The following is an 18,938-nucleotide window of genomic DNA, read 5'->3' on the forward strand; positions in this document are numbered from 1 at the left end:
TCACTCGGGACGGCAGCTCATCCCCTTAGGATCGACACACCGTCTTCCACTGCTCTTTCAGCAAGCTGTCTCTTGAACTCGTGATAGGGGATGGCTGAGGGAGACAGCCCGAAATTGTAACCGCCGTCCACCCACCCCTTCGCCGGATCAAGAAAATCGACCTGCTCAAGGCTGCGCGCCCCCAGGTACGCGACCGGCTGCGGTGAGCCTGTTCCCGCGGCGGGGGCGACCATTGCCACGGGCGGATAGTCCAGATGCATCCCCGCACGCCACCCGCGTCCAGCGTTCGCGTCCTCTAGCCATGCCAGCAGGTACTCCCCCCTTTCCTTCAACTCTGCGCTCTTCGCGTCGACCCGCCCCCGCATCTCTTTGGCGAAGGTCCGCACGTCCAATTCTCCGAGCCTCTTGCCGTCTTCGACGTAGTCGTAGATCCGGCACAGACACTGGTAGGTGTCGATGTTGGTCTCCTTGACAAAGTTGCGCACCGCGCCGCGCAGGGTCTGGGTGAGCGCGTCCGGCTGAAAGCGCCTAAGCACCTGGAACAGGAAGTCCACCTGCATGTTCAGGTAGTGCAGCCCCATGTCGTCGAAGTTCCTGTCGAAGAAGGCGTAGTTGGCGATCTTGTGGAACGCCTCGGAGCGAGGCTCCTTGAGCCGGTAGTCATAGCCGAAGTAGTCGCCGAGCAGCCGGTTCTCCGCGGCCAGCTTCGCCTGCAGCCCGGTCCCGGAATAGACCTCGGCGCGGCAGAAGTTGAACGGGTTGTCCATGTGCCGCTCCATGAAGCGCAGGTTGACCAGGATGTCTTCCAGCTCGGTGTCCGGCTCGAACATGAGCAGGTTGTACGCCACGTGGATGTCATGGTCGTTCAGGATGCGCAGCGCGTTCAAGATGCTCTCCACGTCGCACTTGCGGTTCAGGTTGCGCAGCCCCCGCAGCGAGGCGTTCTCCACGCCGAGAAAGATCCGGAAGAGCCCCAGGTCGTCCAGGATGGCGATGGCCTCGTTGGTGATGCTGTCGGGGCGCGCTTTGACGGCGAAGGCGATATCCTCCACCCCCTCCCGCCTGAGCCCCGCACGCAGCGCTTCGAAGCGGCGCACCGCCTCTTGACGGTCCGGGTGGAAGAAATTGTCGTCATGGAAGTTAAAGATCCGGATCTGGTGCCGGTGGTAGAGCTCGGTCATCTCTGCAACCAGGTTCTCGATGCTGCGCAGCCTGAATTTCTTGCCGCCGCCGTGCTTGTACCAGGCGTTGATGCTGCAGAAGGCGCAGTCGGCGTAACACCCCCTGGTGCTCAGGATATTGGCGATCCTGCGCCCGAAATAGTCGTGGAAGGTGGTGCGTTTGGGAAAGGGGAGCTCGTCAAGATCCTGCGGATTGCCGCTCGACGGGTTGAGGGCGACGGAACCGTCCCGGCCGCGATAGCAGATACCGGCGACGCGGCTTACGTCGTCGAGGTTCCTCGCGAGGTCGCAGATGATCTTCTCTCCCTCACCCAGCGCCACCGAGTCGAAGGCGGGAAAATCGCGCAGCAGGGATTCACAATTGAGGCAGGCGAAATGCCCCCCACAGGTCAGGTGCCCGGAGAAGCCACCCTCCCTTAAAGCGGCAGCGAGACGGCAGAATTCGCGCGCGCGGCCGGTAAAGACCATGGAAAGCCCGGCAAGATCGGCGCCGAACTCAATGACGCGTGTAACGGCAGAGGGGATGTCGCCCGCGCTGTTAAAAGGGACCAGCTCCACCAGGTGTCCGTCACGCTCAAGAACTGCAGCCATGTAACGCAGGCCAAGGTTTTCTTCCAGCTCTGCACCCAACAAAGCTACTTTCATGCTCCCTCCTCACCCAATGAATTTGCACCATCCCCGCTCTCATGATGGGCGGGAGACGCGCCAGGGAGAAGTATGCCGTCGCCAAGGCAGTAGTCAACACTATTTAACTAATTTTTACTAATTTAAATCAAGGACCACATGAGGTTCATGAACGTCTCGGGAGGTTGACTTGGCTGTGCAAAGCGTGTATCAATCGGCAACCGGAAGCGGAAGGAGAGGCGCAGACAGCGGTCCCGTCCCCATTAAGCCCGCCCCGATTGCCAGGAGTTTCGACTGCACATGCACCAAGACAACAGCCGCCACACGCTGCGCACTTCGCTAGTCACCGCCATCGCTCCCTGCATCTGGGGGAGCACCTACGTGGTCACGACGCAGATGCTGCCGCCCAACCATCCCCTGACCGCGGCACTTTTGCGCGTCCTCCCCATAGGCGTGCTCATGGCCCTCGCGCTGCGCACGCTTCCCAAAGGGAACTGGTGGTGGCGCCTTTTGTTCCTGGGGCTTTTGAATATCGGCGTCTTTCAGGCGCTCCTCTTCATCGCCGCCTACCGCCTCCCCGGCGGCGTGGCCGCGACGGTGATCGCGACCCAGCCCCTTGCCGTGATCTGCCTCTCCCGGGTACTTTTGCAGGCTCGGCACTCGCGGCTGGCCTGGGCGGCGGCCGGGACCGGGGTGATCGGCGTTGCCCTGCTCGTCCTCACCCCGGCGGCACGGCTCGACGCAGTCGGGGTCGCCGCCGCCTTCGCCGGCGCGGGGTGCATGGCGCTCGGTACCGTGCTTACCAAACGCTGGACCTCGCCGCTGCCGCTCGCCGTCTACACCGCTTGGCAACTTGTCTTCGGCGGGCTCTTCCTGCTCCCCTTCGCGCTTTTCTTCGAGGAACCGATCACGCACCTCACCGTCATGAACGTCATGGGATACGCCTACCTCGGCGTCTTCGGGACGGGGATCACCTATATGATCTTCTTCTGGGGGATAAGACGGCTGCAGCCGTCGGCGGTCTCCCTGCTCGGGCTTTTAAGCCCTGTCATGGCGACGCTGCTCGGCTTTCTCGTGCTGGGGCAGAGGCTTACCCCGCTGCAGCTTTTGGGAGGCGGACTCGTCTTGTGGAGCATATGGGCGGGACAGCAACCGGCGCCGCGCAAAATTGGGTAAGGCAGCGATGCAATTTGCCGGTCACGTTCTCCTACGCGTCAACTACTCTATCCATGCAGCGTAAGAGTTCTTTACGATGCTGATGCAATCGTCCATGTTCAGCAGGGTGTTCAAAACGGACATGCGGACCGACGTGAACTGTTGCTCAGTACTGACCGGTGCAGAGGACAGCCTTCTTTTGTAAATCGCCACAATTTCCCTAATTGCTGCAGTATTTGCGGAAGTGAGGTCCAGATACAGTGTAGGTACGTCGTGCCGTCCCGTCAGGCTGTACAGCGGGTATGGAGTGGTGATCAGAAAAGGCCCGGGGTTGGCGGCCAGCTTCCCCCTCAGCTTCTCTGTCCGTGCCACCATCGCGAACTTGCGGGTCAACCTCTTGGACAACTCAAGATTGAGTTTCCCCCCCATATCGTACGGCACCAGAAATAGGTTGATCTGCCGGCAGTCCTCAGTGGAGACTTGGCCGGAGTCGTAGTGCGGGGTCGACCTTATGGCCTCAACCAGTTCCAAGAATTTTTGAGAGGCCTCGTCACGTTTGAGATCCTGATTTAGCAACACGTAGGTGTACATGCCAAATTCGCGGGCCACCGGTTGTCCTTCCGAGTATAGTTCCTCCCAGACATGCGCACGCACGGGTGGCATCGGTTCAGCAGCAGGTGCCGGTTCAGCAGCTACCGGTTCATGAGCAGGCGTAGGTTCAGGAACAGGCATCGTCTGCGGCGGCTCGGAAGCTCGAACTGGGGCTACCGCTTGTTTGGCGCACCCCGTAACGGCAATGAAGGCTCCAATCAACAATGCGATGCTGCAAAGCTTCAGGAATCTCGCCGTCATATCAGTACCCTCTCGTCCGTAGCAGCAGCTCAATCAGCAATGCGACGAGCAGCGCCACTCCTGTAAGTACGGTTGAAACGTGAAGGAGATCCGTTTGCGGAAAGGCATATTTAAAGGTAAGCAAAAATATCGTAGCAATGATGACTGTTACGGCAAAGACCCGTTTTTTGTTCATCTTGCCTTCAGACATACCCCAGTCCTCCACGCAATTTGACCGCGCCAATTGTACTGCGTTTTTTCAACCCGTCCAGACACCGTCATAGCATCCGTGCTGCAGAATCAAGTAGGACCGATAAATCAGTGATGGCTGTTGCCAAACCGACAGTATCTTGCACGGAACATCGACGTGGACAGAATGAGGTTGGTGGGGATAAAGAGGTTGGGCGCTACAGAAGAGTGCTATTCAGCAAATCCGTCAAACGACTACAGTTAGGCAACGCCGCCCGACCGCCGAGGGCCGTGGTATTAATAGCCCCAGCGGCACTGGCGTACTCGGCCGTTTCGCGCAGGGAAAGACCGCGAGCTATGCCGAAGAGAAATGCGCCATGGTAGGCATCCCCCGCACCGGTGGTGTCTACAACAGGGACAACGTTGAATGCAGGCTGGTGAAAGAACTCTCCACTTATTGACGTTACGTAGCTACCTGCCGTCCCACATGTCACCACCACGATTTTCGGACCGACCATGAGCAACTGTTGGGCGGCCCCCTGAGGATCTGCAACTCCCGTATAGGCAGTTGCGTACTGTTCCGCGACAATGCAGATATCGACCAGCCGCATCAACTCATGGTGAGCTTGCTGAAAACGATGGGAACCGCCGTCGAAGGAGACCAGTCCCCCGGCCTCCCGTGCGATTTGTGCCGCACACAGCGAGGCATCCCAGTGGCGGCCGTTCAGGTGCAGAATCCTGGCGGCGCGGATCGTGTCAGCCGGGAGGTCTGCGGCATCAAGTTCGCCGCTGTCGCCCGGGGCGAAGGTGATGGCCCGGGCGCCGTCGCGCCGCCGAACCAGGATACTCGCATGCGACGAGCTCTTCCCCTGAGCTATCGCGATACCGGAGGTATCCACTCCTTCGCGGCCGAACTCCTCGATGATCATCCTGCCGAAGAGATCGTCTCCCAGCCGGTCGAGCATGGCCGTTTTCGCTCCCAGCCGCGCCAGTGCGACCAGCGCCGTTGCCACCGGCCCTCCGCCCGCCACCGCCGTAGCATGCGCCTTCTGCACCAGCTCACTCCCCGGCAGCTCATCGACCACCATGAGGAGATCGACGGTTGAGACGCCGAGACCGACCACATCGTATTTCATCGCCGCTCCCCTCGTTCGAAATAAACGCAGAGCAATATACGGCGATACCGACGCCGATGTAAAGCGCGTCCGGTATCAGATGCAGAAATCGATCAGGTTGCGACCCCGGTCCTCGGCGCCATCGATCTTCACCAGCACGTCGGCAAGCGTCGTACCATCGAGAATCCTGGCCATCTCGTCGCGCACATCCTTCATCACGAGCCTGATGCCGCAGGTGAGCTCGCTGCCACACTCGGTGCATCTGGCGTAGGCCATCTCGCTCACGCAGGGGACCGGGGCGAGCGGCCCCTCCATCAGCCGTATCGCCTGGCCGAAGGTGATCTTCTCGGGCGGTCGTCCGAGCGCATACCCCCCTCCCCTTCCCTTGCGGCTTTGCAGCACCCCCGCATTTTTCAGGTTGAGCAGGATGTTCTCCAGGAACTTCTTCGGAATGCTCTCGTCGCGTGCGAGGTCGGCGATAAGGATCGGTCCCTGCTCATAGCGCCGCGCCAGGTAAATGAGCGCCTTCAGACCGTATTTGGTTTTTTTTGAAATCATGTGATTTTCCTGTCAGATCTTCAGGCCGAGCACCGGCCAGACAAACACCACCGAACCCATGAACAGCAACCATGAGACGGCCATCACCACTGCACCTGCCACGATGATGTCGCGACTTTTCAGGTACCCGGAGGCGTAGGCTATTGCGGTGGCGGGCGTTCCCATGGGGAGGCAGTAGGCAAGCCCGGCGGGAAGCGCGATGGAAAGGGTCATCACCTTGGGGTCCATCCCAGTGGTCTGGCAAAGCCCCATCCCCACCGGCATCAGGATGGCGACGACGGCCGCGTGGCTGATGCACTCGGTCACGAGGATCGCCACCAGCGAGATCACCGCGATCACGGCGAGAGGTTCGTGCGCCTGGCCTCCCATCCCCTTTTTCACCACCCAGACCGCGGCTCCGGTCTTCTCGAGGGCCGAGGCAAGGGCGATGGTGCCGCCGTACATCAGGATTATCCCCCAGTTGACGTACTCCTCGATCTTCTGCCAGGAAACGACCCGGAAGGTGAACAGTGCGGCAGCGCCTAAGATGGCGATGGCAGCGAGGCCGGTCTTCTCGCCCAGAAACATCCAGCAGGCAACCGTCACAACCATGACGAGCGCGGTAAGGATTTCGTCGCCGCTTATCTTCCCCATTTCCAGGCGCTTGCCGTTCAGAAATTTAAGTCCGACTTCAACATCGTCGATGTCGGAAGGGAAGAACCTTAAAAGGATCACGAAGCCGAGCACGAGGAGCGGCAGGACGATCATGCATGCGGCGGTGGACCACTCCACGAAGGAGAAGTGAAGTCCGGTGGCCTCCTTGAGAAGTCCGGCCGCGAGCGGTGCGCGGGCACCACCAAGGAAGGTCGCGATGCCGCCGATGATGCATCCCCACGCCATGGACATGAAAAGAAGCCTCCCGAAACTGCTCTTTCCTTTCTCGAGGCGCAGCGCAGTGGCGAGTTCGGTAACCACCGGGAAGAGCATGGCGGCGACGGCGTGTTCGCTCATGATAAAGGAGAGGAAGGCGGACAAGAGAAACACGGTAAGGGCGAGCCTGGTCGGAGTCCGGCCGAAGCGGGCGAGCATGGCCCTGGCAAGGCGGGCCGAGATGCCGGTGCCTGTCATGGCGGCGGCCAGAATGAAGGCGCCGAGGATGAAAAAGACGGATTCGTTCCCGAACATCGAGTAGGTCTTCTTCGCGTCCATGATGCCGAGAAGCGGCAGCATGACCATGGACAAAAGCGCGGTCACCGCGATGGGGAGCAGGCCGGAAATCCAGAAGAAGACCGTGGCGCCGAAGAGGACCAGCGCCCGATAACCTTCCACGGAGAGTCCCTCGGGAGGAGTCAGGCGAACCAGCACGGCGATGACCAGGGCCACGGCGGCCATGACCTGGTAGCGCGCGGTACGGTCCAGGAGGATGAGCCACATGGGGCGGTTGTCTATCTTGAGCGGTTTTTCGAGGAGGTGATTGTTTTCCATCGGTGCGACACTGCCCTCTTGATTGATCGATTGCATGACACAGGCTACAGCCCGGACGACTCGAAAGATTCTGCCACTTCCTTAACACGGAGCAAGCGCCTGAGGTCGGAGGTAGCGAGGAGGCGACGGTCTTCAACGCTGTCGATGAAGCCGCGCAGGATCCCCTTACGCGTCGCCGGCGCGAGGGGCGTGATCAGGTAAATGAGCGGCAGCAGCGGCTTCACCAGCACCTTTTTCTTCTGCCAACCGGACTGTAGGTGACCGAACAGCTGGGTGAGGTCCTTTTCAACGCCCCCGGCAGCGTCTCCCGACAGCTCAACCAGCGGGACTATGCCATCTTCGAGCAGTGCATCTATTCCGACTTTGATGACAGCGGGAGCCGCCTGGGCCGCGTCTAGAGTAGAGACTACGGACCACTTGGGGAATATGGTGCGGGCGTATGCCAGGGCCTTGACCCGCTCTTCATGCTCGCCCCCCTCGCCAGCAGCGGATGCAGAAACGTAAAAGTGCAGGGGGATGTCGAGAATATCGATGCCGGCAGCATAGGCGCGATCGATCATCTGCGGGGTAGCGGCGAAGTCAAGCCTGCCGGTCAAGCGCGCATTGAAGTTCTTCTTGATAAGACGGGCGAGGTTCTCGCCGTTGCCGAAGCGGTCCCGATCGCCGAAGGTGAGGTGAAACAGAGCGGCGTTGCTCTGGTAATGACTCTCGTACAGGGTCTCTATGGTCTGGCGTTCGGGAAGGTTGCCACCTATGAAGAAAACGTTCTCCTCCCGCCGCAGTTCGTCCGGAGAAAACGGAGAAGTCCGGGCTGCCAGCTCCCGCATTTTATTCTCGTCTATCCTCATGGCCCCTCCCCCCACCGTCGATTCGAAAAAACAAAGCACACCGGAGCGTGCAATTTTAGGCAAGATACTTTATTCAACTATTTCAGTCAACAAAAATAGATACATTGCCTACAAAATAAGTAGAGTATTCAAATATCGTGGAAAACCGGTGTGTTACCATCAAGTGATGCGTGCAGTTCGAGACCGATGCAAAGAAGAGGCAGGTTCCGGCGCCGCGCGCTGCACCCCTGAGTCCATACTCATTGACTTGCGATCACGGACGCGCTATAGAAACAGGGATTTTGCAAGCCATCACAAGAGGATATCCGTCCGCCGTTCACGATAACCGATACTTGGAACCGAGGTGTCAAATGCATGCTTTAAGATTGTTCCTGATCACCCTACTGCTTGCCTGGCCGCTTTCCCTGCACGCCGCTACCGGCACTCTGCAAGCGCAGTCGAGGATCACGGCGGTCACGGTGTTCTCCGACCGTGCCCAGGTTACCCGTCATGCGGCCCTCACCCTTAAGCCTGGTATGAACCTTTTGAACTTCGACGACATGCCGCAGCTCATGATGGAGGAGTCGCTCAGGGCCGAGGGAAAGGGATCCGGCCGCGCGCGCATCGCCGGCATCTCCGTGAAAAAGGTCTTCCTGGACCGGACCCGTGAACAGCGGGTGCGCGACCTTGAGGACGAGATCGTGCAACTCACCCGCAAGGTCGAGAGCATCGAGGCCCGCCGCAAAGCGCTCGCGGCGCAGAAGGCATTCGTCGACTCGATCAGGGTCGGCTATGGTGAAAGGATCTCGAAAGAGATCGGCGCGGGAAAACCGATCACGGGAGAACTCGACCAGGCGATGCGCTTCGTCGGTGAGAACACCGGCAAGATCGAGGAGAAAATCTACGATACGGAGGCGGAGAAGCGTCCCATTCAGGACCGCATCGCCGCCCTGAAAAAGGAGCTGGAGCAGAACCGGGCGGACGGGATGAAGGAGGTGCGCTCGGTACAGGTGGCGATCGAGGCCGAGCGCGAGATGAAGTTCGACATGGAGCTCAGCTACCTGGTCCCCCAGGCGACCTGGGTTCCGACCTACGACGTGCGGCTCTCCGCGGACGGTAAAGAGGCGGAGCTTGTCTATCGCGCGCAGGTTTGGCAGATGACCGGTGAAGACTGGCCCGGGGTGAAGCTTACCCTCTCCACGGCAAGCCCCGCCTCCGGCGGCGGTGCGCCCGAGCTTTTCCCTTGGCGCGTTTCTTTCTACGAGCCGCCGCGCCCCATTCCGTACCTGCCGCGCGCCAAGATGGAAATGGCTGCGCCGGCGTACGGCGCGGCCCCGGCGGCACCCGCCGAGGACCGGATGCAGCAGGCTGAGTTCGGTGCGGCCCAGGTTGCGCAGGGACAGACTTCGGTGCAGTTCCAGGTGGTGCAGCCGGTGGACGTCACCGCCGACGGCAGCCATGCGCAGAGCGTGATCGCGACGGAAAAGCTCCCGGTCACCGTCGGCTACGAGACGGTGCCCAAGCTCTCGCCAAGGGCCTATTTGAAGTCCACCGTCACCAACCGCACCACCTATCCGCTTCTTGCCGGCGAGGTCAACATCTTCAACGACGCCGTCTTCGTAGGCAAAAGCCAGCTGAAAACGGTCGCTTCCGGCGAGGATTTCGACCTTTACTTCGGCAGCGACGACCAGGTGAAGGTGAAGCGCGAAGTGGCAAGGGTGAAGAAAAAAGGGGGGCTCATCGCTGACAGCAGCGTCACTTATCATGTCGATATCGAGCTGCAGAACTTCAAGGCCCGTCCGGTTTCCGTGCAACTGAAAGACCAGAAGCCGCTGCCGGGGAACGCAGAGATCGGGGTCAAGGTTGAAGAACTCTCGCTGAAACCCGCGGAGACCAAGGAGGACGGCACCCTCATCTGGAAGCTCGAACTTGCGCCGGGCGAGAAGCGGAAGGTCTCCTACGACATCGTCATCGACTACCCGAAGGGGCGCGACCTCGTCGGGCTCGAGTAAGTTTGGTCGATCAATCCCTGGAAAATGCAGGCAATAAATATGACCCAGCGTTCCCCCCTTTGCGAAGGTTCATCAGGGAATTCCGGGAAAGCAGGGTGACCGTTTCCACGAAGCAGAGCAGCAGGCGTTATGTTCCCCCCTTTGCGAAGGGGGGACAGGGGGGATTTGCCTTAGTTGATCACGCATCCGTCAGTTGAGGCTGCCGCCTCCCCCCCCAGCAACAGCAATCCCACCCTTGCATCGTTCCTACGCTCCAGCGTGGGAACGCAAAGCCTCGGACGCTCCGGCGTCTGCTTACGGGGACGCTGGAGCGTCCGGAACGTGCGTTCCCACGGAGGACCGTAGGAACGATCTCTAATTCCACCCTTTGGAAAGGTTCCCATGAAATCTCTGATGCTTGCCGTCGTCGCCCTCTTCTGCCTGGCAACCACCGCACAGGCGGCCAAATTCGACACCGGGTTCAGCTACTCCACCATTGAGACCGCTCACTTCGCCATCCACTATCACCAGGGGCTGGAGGCTGCGGCGCAAAAGGCCGCTCGCATGGCCGAGGAGGCGCACGAAAAGCTCACCCTGGAGTTCAAGTGGCAACCGGCGGAAAAGACCCAGGTGGTCCTAATCGACGACAGCGACTTCACCAACGGGCTCGCCATCACCATCCCGTACAACACGATCTACCTGCAGGTGGTCCCCCCTTCACTCGCCTCCACGCTCGGGGAGTACGACGACTGGATGAGGACGTTGATCACGCACGAGTACGCCCACATCCTCTCCGCCGACCCGGCGCGCGGCTACTCCAAGGTGACCCGCGCCATTTTCGGCAAACCGCTTCCGTGGATGGATCCCATCGCCGTGGTCATGTTCCTCGCGACGGCACCGCCCAACACCTTCATGCCGCGCTGGTGGCACGAGGGGATGGCAACCTGGGCCGAGACGAAGTACACCGGCCAGGGGCGCGGCAAGGGGAGCTACTACGACATGATCTTCCGTGCGGCCGTAGCGGAAAACAACCTCCCGGGCGTGGACCAGATCAACGGCGACGTGCCTTTCTGGCCCGCGGGCAGCCTCCCCTACATCTACGGCTACCGCCTGCAGCGCTACATCGCCAAGACCTACGGCGAGGATGCGGCGGGAAGGCTCACCCAGGCCCATGCCGGGCGCGTCCCATACACCATCAGTGCGCCCGCCAAGAGGAATTTCAACGGCAACAGCTATCGCGATGTGTACGAAGATATGCTCGCGGCGCTGAAAAAGGAGCAAAGCGCAAGGATCGCTACCCTCGCGCAGAAGCCTTTTACGCCGCTCTCCCGCATCAGCGACGAAGGTGAAAACCTCACCTCCCCGCGCTTTTCACCGGATGGAGGCCGCATCGCGTTCACAAGGCGCGACCCGCACGATCACACCTCGATCGTTGTGACCGATGCCACCGGCCGGCGCGTGCTGGCAAGCTTCCGGCGCCAGTTCTCCGACGGGAGCATCTGCTGGTCGCCGGACGGCAAACGCATCTACTTCACCCAAGCCGAGATCACCCGGGGCTTCGACCTGTACCAGGACCTCTACGTCCACGATCTCGACCATGACCGCACCACACGAATCAGCAAGGGCGAGCGCCTCGGCGAAGTGCAGCTGTCCCCGGACGGGAAACTCTTTGCTGCGGTGCAAAGCGGCGCCGGGAGCCAGAACCTCGTGATCTTCGAGAATCCGGCTGGGCCGCAAAACCCGAAGCCTTCCTCCGTGACCCGCTACCAAGGGGAGCGTGTCTCCGCTCCGCGCTGGTCGCCCGACGGCCGCATGCTGAGCTACGTCCGGACCGACAATTACGGCCGTAGTTCCCTCATGATTTATGACATCGACCGGAAATCCGAGCGCGTCCTGATAAGCGCGGGCAACTCCCTCGCCTACCCCGCCTGGTCGCCCGACGGAGCGGTCGTCTATTACATCTCGGACGAGACCGGTGTCTTCAACGTCTTTGCCTATGATCTCAAGGCACGCAAGAGCTACCAGGTGAGTCACCTGCTGACCGGCGCCCTGCAGCCCGAGCCTTCTCCCGACGGAAGCCGCATGCTGATAGCGCACTACACCTCGCACGGTTTCAGAATCGCGGCATTCCAACTGGATCGCCCGGCCTGGAGTGAAAGCCGCGGTCCCTCACTGCCGCTTACCCGCGCCCTCCCCGCTTCTCCCCAATCGGAGCCGACCGCACCGGGAGGGGGCAGACCCGATACTGCGACCACGGAGGCTGCAACTGTCCAGTCCACTGCTGTCCAGGCTGTTACAGCTGAGACACCGGCGTTACTGCCGTCGACCTCTTATTCGCCGATGAAGACGATAGCGCCGCGCTTCTGGCTGCCGCGCTTCTACGCCGACGGCGAGGGGGTCGCCATCGGCGCCTATACCGCCGGGAGCGACGCGCTCGGCTACCACACCTACGCCGTAAGCGGCGCCTACAGTGACGGCCGCAAACGCGGCTACGGAAGCCTTATCTACCAGAACGACTCGTTCTACCCGACCTTCACCCTCAGGGCTCACAACGAACCGTTTCTGTACGGGGACCTTTTCCAGACGGGCAACGACTACTACGAACTGAACCGCGGGTTATCCGTCGAGGCCGCCGTCCCCCTGAACCGGCTCGAATCGCGCTACCGCCTGCGGGCCGGCTACGAACTTCTCGACCAGAAGGCGCTGAGCGAAGTGGCGAGCGACGGCACCTTCCATGGCGTTCCCGTCTTTCAGGGGCGCAGGGACAACCTCTTCGCGGGAATAGACTTCGACAACGTGCTCAAGTACCCCTATTCGATCAGTTCGGAGGAAGGCAGGAGGGTATCGCTGTTGTACCGCCGCTTCGACAAAGGGTTCGGGAGCGACATCAACCTCTCCGAGTACAGCGCGACCTGGCAGGAGTACCTGCATCTGCCGATTCGGCAGCCGGGGAACCAGGTGCTGTATCTGCGCCTGGCCGGTGCCTTCGCCGATGGCGACCTCCAATACGGCCAGCAGGCCTTCCAGTTGGGCGGTGCGCCGTCCGACCTCAACCCGTACCCGCTGCGCGGCTATCCGCTCCGTTCCATGACCGGCAAATACGTGGCAACGGGAACCATCGAGTATAGGGCTCCGATCATGTATCCCTTCTCCGGGCCGGGCACCGTTCCCGCCTTCGCAGAAAAGCTGCACACCGCCCTTTTCGTAGACGCGGGTCAGGTTTGGGGCGGTCTGCGCCCCTTCGCAGGCGACGAAACGAGAGTCGGCGCCGGTGTCGAATTGCGCGCCGATCTGACCATCGGCTACTGGGCCAAGGTCACCCCTGCGCTGGGATTTGCTCACGGGTTCAACAAGGACGGCGAAGATCAGATATACTTCGCGCTGTACCTGGGGCTCTAAAGAGAAACACCGGGCCCTCAAACCATAACCGCTTAACAGGAGGAGCACATGCGGATTATCGTGGTGGGAGCGACGGGAACCATAGGGAAGGCGGTGGCGAAACTCCTGGCGACCGAGCACGACGTCGTCAAGGTCGCCTTCAGAAGCGGCGACCACAGGGTGGACATGTCGAGCAAGGAGTCCATCGAGCGGATGTTCCAGGAGGTGGGCCATTTCGATGCCCTCGCCTGTGCCGCAGGGGTCGCCCGTTTCGGGTCGTTGGCGGAACTTTCCGACGAGGACTTTCAGACCGGGCTTTTCGGCAAGCTGATGGGCCAGGTGAACCTGGTGCGGGTGGGGATGAACTACATCAGCGACAACGGCTGCTTTACCCTGACGAGCGGGGTCTTAAGCCACAGCCCGATGCCGGGGAGCGCCTCGATCAGCATGATCAACGCGGGGTTGGAAGGTTTCGTGCGCGCCGCCGCACTCGAGATGCCGCGCGGCATACGCATCAACGTGGTGAGCCCGCCGTGGGTCAAGGAAACACTCGAAGCGCTCGGCATGGACGCGACCGGCGGGATGCCCGCCGAGCAGGTGGCACAGGCCTACTGGTCGAGCATCCACGGCACGCGCAGCGGCACCGTGATCAACGCCAAGGACTTCGCCTGAGAGAAGAGAGAGGCAGCAAAAAGGGCAACGGCGCGGGAAGGTCTTCCAACGAGCCGTTGCCCTTTTTTTGTCTGACCACCATGTTCCGCTAGTACGTCCACCTCCCCTCTCCCTCCGGGAGAGGGCCAGGGTGAGGGCGTTGCGGTAAGCTCCAGTCTCGCCTTGTGCAACGCCCTCACCCGCCCTTCGGGCACCCTCTCCCGGAGGGAGAGGGACTAAGTACGGACACGTCTACCGCACTATCGTCGGCGGTTTCACCTCGTGTTCCGGCCTGAACTGGAGCTTCTTCGCGCCGCGGTTGTTGAGGTACTTCGGAAGTTCAAGGTCGACCTTCTCTGGTACCTTCTCGCCGGCTTGGGCGAGTAACTGGCGCAGGTGCATGTCGGCTGCGGAGGCGTGATTCACCGCATCCTCCAGGACACGCATCCCCTCTGCGGGGTTGTGGAAACCGGTGGAATTCTCGGCCCCAACGAACACGAGCCGGTAGAAGGCCTGCTCGTAGTGCTCGCGCGCCATCCCGTACAGCTCCTGATCGATCTGCTTGCCGGCCCCTTTCGCCCGGTTTGCCATCTCGAACAGTTTCGCATCGGTCGCCACGGCGTACCCGGCTTTCAGATACCGGTCGGTGAAACGATCCTGGATGTCGATGACCTTCTGCCTTAGCTGGGTCGGAGTCTCGCCGTGGCAGGCGGCACAGGCGGACATGCTCCCCTTCAAGGGGCTCATGATCCTGTGGTCGGTAAGCTCCTGGCCGTCGGCGGTCATCACGGGCATGTGGCAATCGGCACAGGTTACGCCGGCCATGTAGTGCGGGCTCTGATTCGAGTAGAACTCGTACTCGGGGTGGCGGACGAAGCCGAGCTTGAAGCCGGTAACCGCCTGGACCCACTCCCCGTTCGCAGGCGAGCTCTTGATCTGCTTGATGATGTTCTCGATGGTGATGTGACCTTCCTGGCTCCCGGCCCAGGGGAAGATCACGTTGGTGGAGTGCATGTCCTTGTCCTTCGGGATCATGTAGGTCACGTGACATTGGGCACAGACGAAGGTCCGCTTTTGTTCCCTGGTCAGTTTCGTCTCGTCGAGCCCGATCTCCTTGAGCGCCTTACCGAGCGTGAAACCGCGCGAGATCCTCAGGGCCATCCCCTTGTTGTCATGGCAATCGATGCAGGCAACCCCCAGGGTCTGCTTATCCTTGGGAAGCCTCGCCAACACTTCCTTGTACGGTGTCGGGAAATAGGCAGCCCCCATATCTTTGGCAAGCTTCGGCGCGTAGGGTGTCTTGCAGGTGAGACAGGCGCCGCCCGCCTTGATCCTCCCCGGATCGACCTCGAGCTGGTCCTGCACCATGTAATAGTGGCCGCGAGGCTCGTTGTACTCGGCCCCGAACCCCCAACCGTTGTACAAAAGAGCGAGGAACGGGTATTCATCCAGCTTGTCGCGCCGTTCCTCACCGACGTCGTACCCCCTCTTGTATTTGCTGAGACCTGCCGGGGTAGGCTCGCTGGTCAGTTTCCACTGCTGGTAGTGAATGGGATAGAGCTTGCCCCAGCGTGCCGGGTCTATGGCGGCATCGGCTGGATCTACCTTGCCTTCCGGTGCCATTTCACTGGTTACCGGGTCCATTCTTTTCTGCACGCACGCACTCCAGATCAAAACCGCAGTCATAAAAGCGAAAACTGAAAGATACCTTGCTTTCCTGCTCCGCATTTGTGCCTCCTTTTACTCATGGTTTGATTGGAAAACGCCCCACAGTCTACCACCAATTCTGCAGATGTCCTCCCCCACCCGGCAGTCTGTCATAGGAACAGCACAAAGGAATAAATCAGACAGCGGTATTGATGATCGTTTTTGACCTAAGTCAAAGATGTATACATATAAAGAAGTTACTAAAGTAACCGACAAGTATTTCAAGCTCGTTTTCAATGGTTTATTTATCACTTTTGGGGGGCACATGTTACAGAACCTGAAGATTCGCTACAAACTGTTGCTGCTACTCGTCGTACCCTTGTGTGGCATGGTGATGTTCGCCTCCTGGGGGATAAGAAACAACTATCTCCTGTCACAGAGGATGGTTCAGACGGAGACCCTTACGAAATTCGCGGTACAGGTAGGTGACCTGATCCACGAAATCCAGAAGGAGCGAGGATATTCCTCCGGATTCATAAATACAAAGGGGGCGAAGTTTGGTGCCGAGCTGAACGGACAACGTGAAAAGGTGAACCAGAAACTTGCTGCGGTAAAGCAGGTATTTACGACCAACGCCTCAGTACTTGCCGCAGCCGGACCCGGGTTCGACGCAGCCGGCACGGTACTCTCCTCCCTTCAGCAGACACGAGGCCGGATCGACGCGCTGCAGATTCAAGGCTCCGAGTCGTTCGGGTTCTACACGAAACTCATCGAGGCGTACACCAGGGTCATCGCCAAGGTGGCGACAACGAGCGGCGCCCCCGAGGTCATGAGGGAAGCGTCCGCCTACTACGCCTTCGTCAAGGCGAAGGAAGAAGCCGGGAAAGAGCGCGCTACGCTGAACGCGGTGCTGAGCGCGGACCGCTTTGACGACGAGACCTACCAAAGAACGTTCGACATCGCGGGCGCCCAGAAAACCTACCTCGAACAGTTCAGGACCTTCGCGCCGGAATCGGTCCTGCGTTCGTATGATGAGAAGTCGGCTCAACCAAGCTTCGAGAAAACCCGGCAGATTCGCTCGGCTGTCCTTGCCAAGGGGGTGAGCGGAGGGTTCGGCATCGCGCCGGAAGAATGGTTCGCCAGCGCTTCGGAAAAAATAAACGTACTGAAAGAGCTGGAGGATGAGCTGGCAAAAAGGATCATCGTGACTGCGGAAGGCCAGGCCGCCGAGGCAAGACACTCATTGCTCGTGGCTCTTCTGTCCACCTTGGCCCTGTGCGTGGTAACCGTCATTGTCTGTTTCATCATCATGCGCGGCATAACACACCCCATCGCACAACTCCTCGCGATGCTGAAAGACATCGCCCAGGGAGAGGGAGATCTGACGAGTAGGCTCACTGCCGAACGAAAGGATGAACTGGGAGAAGTAAGCCTCTGGTTCAACCGCTTTGTCGAGAACGTGCACGGCATCGTCGCTCTGATAGCCAAGAGTACCGTTGAAGTCTCGAGCGCTTGTCACCAGTTGAGCAGCACGGCGGAACAGATAGCCACTGCGGCCGAGGAAGTCGCCTTCCAATCCGGTACCGCGGCAACCGCAAGTGAAGAGATGTCGGCAACCTCGAACGAGATTTCCAGAAACTGCGGTGAGGCGGCGATGTCCTCCAAGCGGGCGACCGACACGGCACAAGGTGGCGCCCAAGTGTTGCACGAGACGCTGCAGGGGATGGAGAAAATAGCGGCCAACGTGCGCGAATCGGCCCGCACCGTATCGAACCTCGGGACCCGTTCGGACCAGATCGGCGAGATCGTGGGAACCATAGAGGACATAGCCGACCAGACGAACCTGCTTGCGCTGAATGCGGCCATCGAGGCTGCGCGTGCCGGTGAACAGGGAAGAGGTTTCGCCGTCGTTGCGGACGAGGTGCGGGCCCTTGCCGAACGCACCACACGGGCGACCCGGGAGATCGCGGAGATGATAAAGACGATCCAGTCCGAGACCGGCGGCGCCGTGGAGACCATGAATCTGGGCGTTGCCGAGGTGGAAAAAGGGATGGAGAGTTCCAGGAAATCCGGCGAGGCCCTGCACCGCATCCTGGAGGTGATCGACGAGGTGAACCGCCAGATCGACCTGATCGCGACGGCCGCCGAGGAGCAGACCGCGGTGACCGGCGAGATATCGACGAACGTGCACCAAATAAAGGACGTGGTCTCTGAGACCGCGCGGGGGGCCCACGAAACGGCGGACGCCGCGGCCCACCTGAACCGGATGGCGGACGACCTGCAAAAGATCGTCGCACGCTTCAAGCTGTAGCGGGATCGAGGCGCCCCGTCCCTGCCAACGGCGGGGCGCGCTACCCGATGCTGAGCCGGTTTTTGCCGGACGTCTTGCTCTGGTACATGAGTGAATCGGCGCGCTGCAGGAGGGTCTGCAGCGTGTCGGTCTTGAGCGCCATGGTGGCGCCGATGGAGATGGTGACGCGCAGATGCGCGTCATCCACGAGGAGGAAGGACTTCTCTACCAGTTTGCGCAGGCGCTGCCCCATGTGCTTCAGGTTCGCCGCGGTGACGTTGCGCACGATGCCGACGAACTCCTCCCCTCCCCAGCGCCCGTAGAGGTCGAAGGGGCGGGAGTTGGCGCTCAGCGTTCCGGCAACGAACTGCAGCACCCGGTCACCGGTTTCGTGTCCGTAGCAGTCGTTGATGCGCTTGAAGTCGTCCAGGTCCATGAAGAGAACGCCGAAGGGGATGTCGTACCGGTTCAGCTCCTCGAGGCGTGATTCCAACTCACGGTCCAGGTAGCGGCGGTTGGCAAGCTGGGTGAGCCCGTCCAGGAGGGCGAGCTTTTCCAGCTCCTGCAGCCGCATCTCGTTGGCAGCGGTAAAGCTGTCGTCGGAGAACATCTCGACGCCGCCGATTACCTTGCCTTGGTCATCGGTGAGCGGCACGACCCGGACCGAGACCGGCAGCCGGTGCCCGTTTTTGTGGTGCAAAAAGACGTGCGCTTCGTGCGGAGTGCCGGATTCTATGGTGTTCGCGAGGGGACATTCGCTGCAGCAGAGGTTTAGACCTATATCGTCGACATGGCAGAGGATGTTGTCGGCACATGGCTTCCCGACCACCTCATCCGCGCTGTAGCCGGAGATCCTTTCCGCGGCGTGGTTCCAGAAGACGATCTTCCGGTCCATGTCGACGATGTACAGACCGTCACGCAGCTCTTCGATGATCTTTAGGTATGAAACGCTGCTGAGATCCATGACACGTACTCCTTCGGGGCGGAGAAGGCTGAACCGGGATCCGAAGGATGCACGGCCGGACAGCAAATAATGA

The 18,938-nt window shown here is 60.5% G+C and carries 14 protein-coding genes; 5 read left to right on the forward strand and 9 right to left on the reverse strand.

The features are described from left to right. Window positions 1-17 precede the first annotated feature (17 nt). Complete coding sequence (locus tag D6Z24_RS05940; RefSeq protein WP_129125648.1) at window positions 18-1,826, reverse strand: B12-binding domain-containing radical SAM protein; 1,809 nt, start codon at window positions 1,824-1,826, stop codon at window positions 18-20. A 279-nt stretch (window positions 1,827-2,105) separates the two neighbouring features. Here D6Z24_RS05940 and D6Z24_RS05945 point away from each other — a divergent pair, with 279 nt between their 5' ends. Beyond that, window positions 2,106-2,981 carry an EamA family transporter gene (locus D6Z24_RS05945; protein ID WP_129125649.1) on the forward strand — a complete coding sequence of 292 codons (876 nt, stop codon included), beginning with the start codon at window positions 2,106-2,108 and terminating at the stop codon, window positions 2,979-2,981. A 42-nt stretch (window positions 2,982-3,023) separates the two neighbouring features. Here the strand turns inward: D6Z24_RS05945 and D6Z24_RS05950 are convergent, their stop codons facing one another. The 6 genes from D6Z24_RS05950 to D6Z24_RS05975 form a co-directional block, all read right to left on the reverse strand. Next, complete coding sequence (locus tag D6Z24_RS05950; RefSeq protein WP_129125650.1) at window positions 3,024-3,812, reverse strand: hypothetical protein; 789 nt, start codon at window positions 3,810-3,812, stop codon at window positions 3,024-3,026. A 1-nt stretch (window position 3,813) separates the two neighbouring features. Beyond that, complete coding sequence (locus D6Z24_RS05955) at window positions 3,814-4,002, reverse strand: hypothetical protein (RefSeq protein WP_129125651.1); 189 nt, start codon at window positions 4,000-4,002, stop codon at window positions 3,814-3,816. A 196-nt stretch (window positions 4,003-4,198) separates the two neighbouring features. After that, a complete protein-coding gene (locus D6Z24_RS05960; RefSeq protein ID WP_129125652.1) occupies window positions 4,199-5,116 on the reverse strand; it encodes a carbohydrate kinase family protein in 918 nt (305 codons plus the stop codon). A gap of 75 nt (window positions 5,117-5,191) precedes the next feature. Continuing rightward, window positions 5,192-5,653: an RrF2 family transcriptional regulator gene (locus D6Z24_RS05965; RefSeq protein WP_129125653.1), complete on the reverse strand. Its 462-nt coding sequence runs from the start codon at window positions 5,651-5,653 to the stop codon at window positions 5,192-5,194. 12 nt (window positions 5,654-5,665) lie between these two features. Beyond that, window positions 5,666-7,117 carry a DASS family sodium-coupled anion symporter gene (locus D6Z24_RS05970; RefSeq protein WP_129125654.1) on the reverse strand — a complete coding sequence of 484 codons (1,452 nt, stop codon included), beginning with the start codon at window positions 7,115-7,117 and terminating at the stop codon, window positions 5,666-5,668. A 44-nt stretch (window positions 7,118-7,161) separates the two neighbouring features. Then, a complete protein-coding gene (locus D6Z24_RS05975; protein ID WP_129125655.1) occupies window positions 7,162-7,965 on the reverse strand; it encodes a hypothetical protein in 804 nt (267 codons plus the stop codon). Between the two features lie 350 nt (window positions 7,966-8,315). Between D6Z24_RS05975 and D6Z24_RS05980 the strand changes: the two genes are divergently transcribed. The 3 genes from D6Z24_RS05980 (at window position 8,316) to D6Z24_RS05990 (ending at window position 13,985) form a co-directional block, all read left to right on the forward strand. Further along, window positions 8,316-9,956 (forward strand): mucoidy inhibitor MuiA family protein, encoded by a 1,641-nt coding sequence (locus tag D6Z24_RS05980; RefSeq protein ID WP_129125656.1) that lies wholly within the window; start codon window positions 8,316-8,318, stop codon window positions 9,954-9,956. Between the two features lie 381 nt (window positions 9,957-10,337). Further along, entirely contained in the window at window positions 10,338-13,334 is a 2,997-nt protein-coding gene (locus D6Z24_RS05985; RefSeq protein ID WP_129125657.1) for a BamA/TamA family outer membrane protein, read from the forward strand. Between the two features lie 48 nt (window positions 13,335-13,382). Continuing rightward, window positions 13,383-13,985: a short chain dehydrogenase gene (locus D6Z24_RS05990; RefSeq protein WP_129125658.1), complete on the forward strand. Its 603-nt coding sequence runs from the start codon at window positions 13,383-13,385 to the stop codon at window positions 13,983-13,985. 231 nt (window positions 13,986-14,216) lie between these two features. On the opposite strand, the gene D6Z24_RS05995 is transcribed toward D6Z24_RS05990, so the two are convergent. Next, window positions 14,217-15,650, reverse strand: coding sequence for an ammonia-forming cytochrome c nitrite reductase subunit c552 (locus D6Z24_RS05995; protein WP_407925412.1), 1,434 nt, complete (start codon window positions 15,648-15,650; stop codon window positions 14,217-14,219). Window positions 15,651-15,936: 286 nt separating this feature from the next. On the opposite strand from D6Z24_RS05995, the gene D6Z24_RS06000 reads away from it, so the two are divergent. Beyond that, on the forward strand, window positions 15,937-17,922 hold the full coding sequence (locus D6Z24_RS06000; RefSeq protein ID WP_129125660.1) for a methyl-accepting chemotaxis protein: 1,986 nt from the start codon (window positions 15,937-15,939) through the stop codon (window positions 17,920-17,922). 40 nt (window positions 17,923-17,962) lie between these two features. On the opposite strand, the gene D6Z24_RS06005 is transcribed toward D6Z24_RS06000, so the two are convergent. Beyond that, entirely contained in the window at window positions 17,963-18,865 is a 903-nt protein-coding gene (locus D6Z24_RS06005) for a sensor domain-containing diguanylate cyclase (RefSeq protein ID WP_129125661.1), read from the reverse strand. Window positions 18,866-18,938: the final 73 nt, after the last annotated feature.

Origin of the sequence: Geomonas oryzae, assembly GCF_004117875.1 — a bacterium.
Taxonomy (GTDB): Bacteria; Desulfobacterota; Desulfuromonadia; order Geobacterales; family Geobacteraceae; genus Geomonas; species Geomonas oryzae.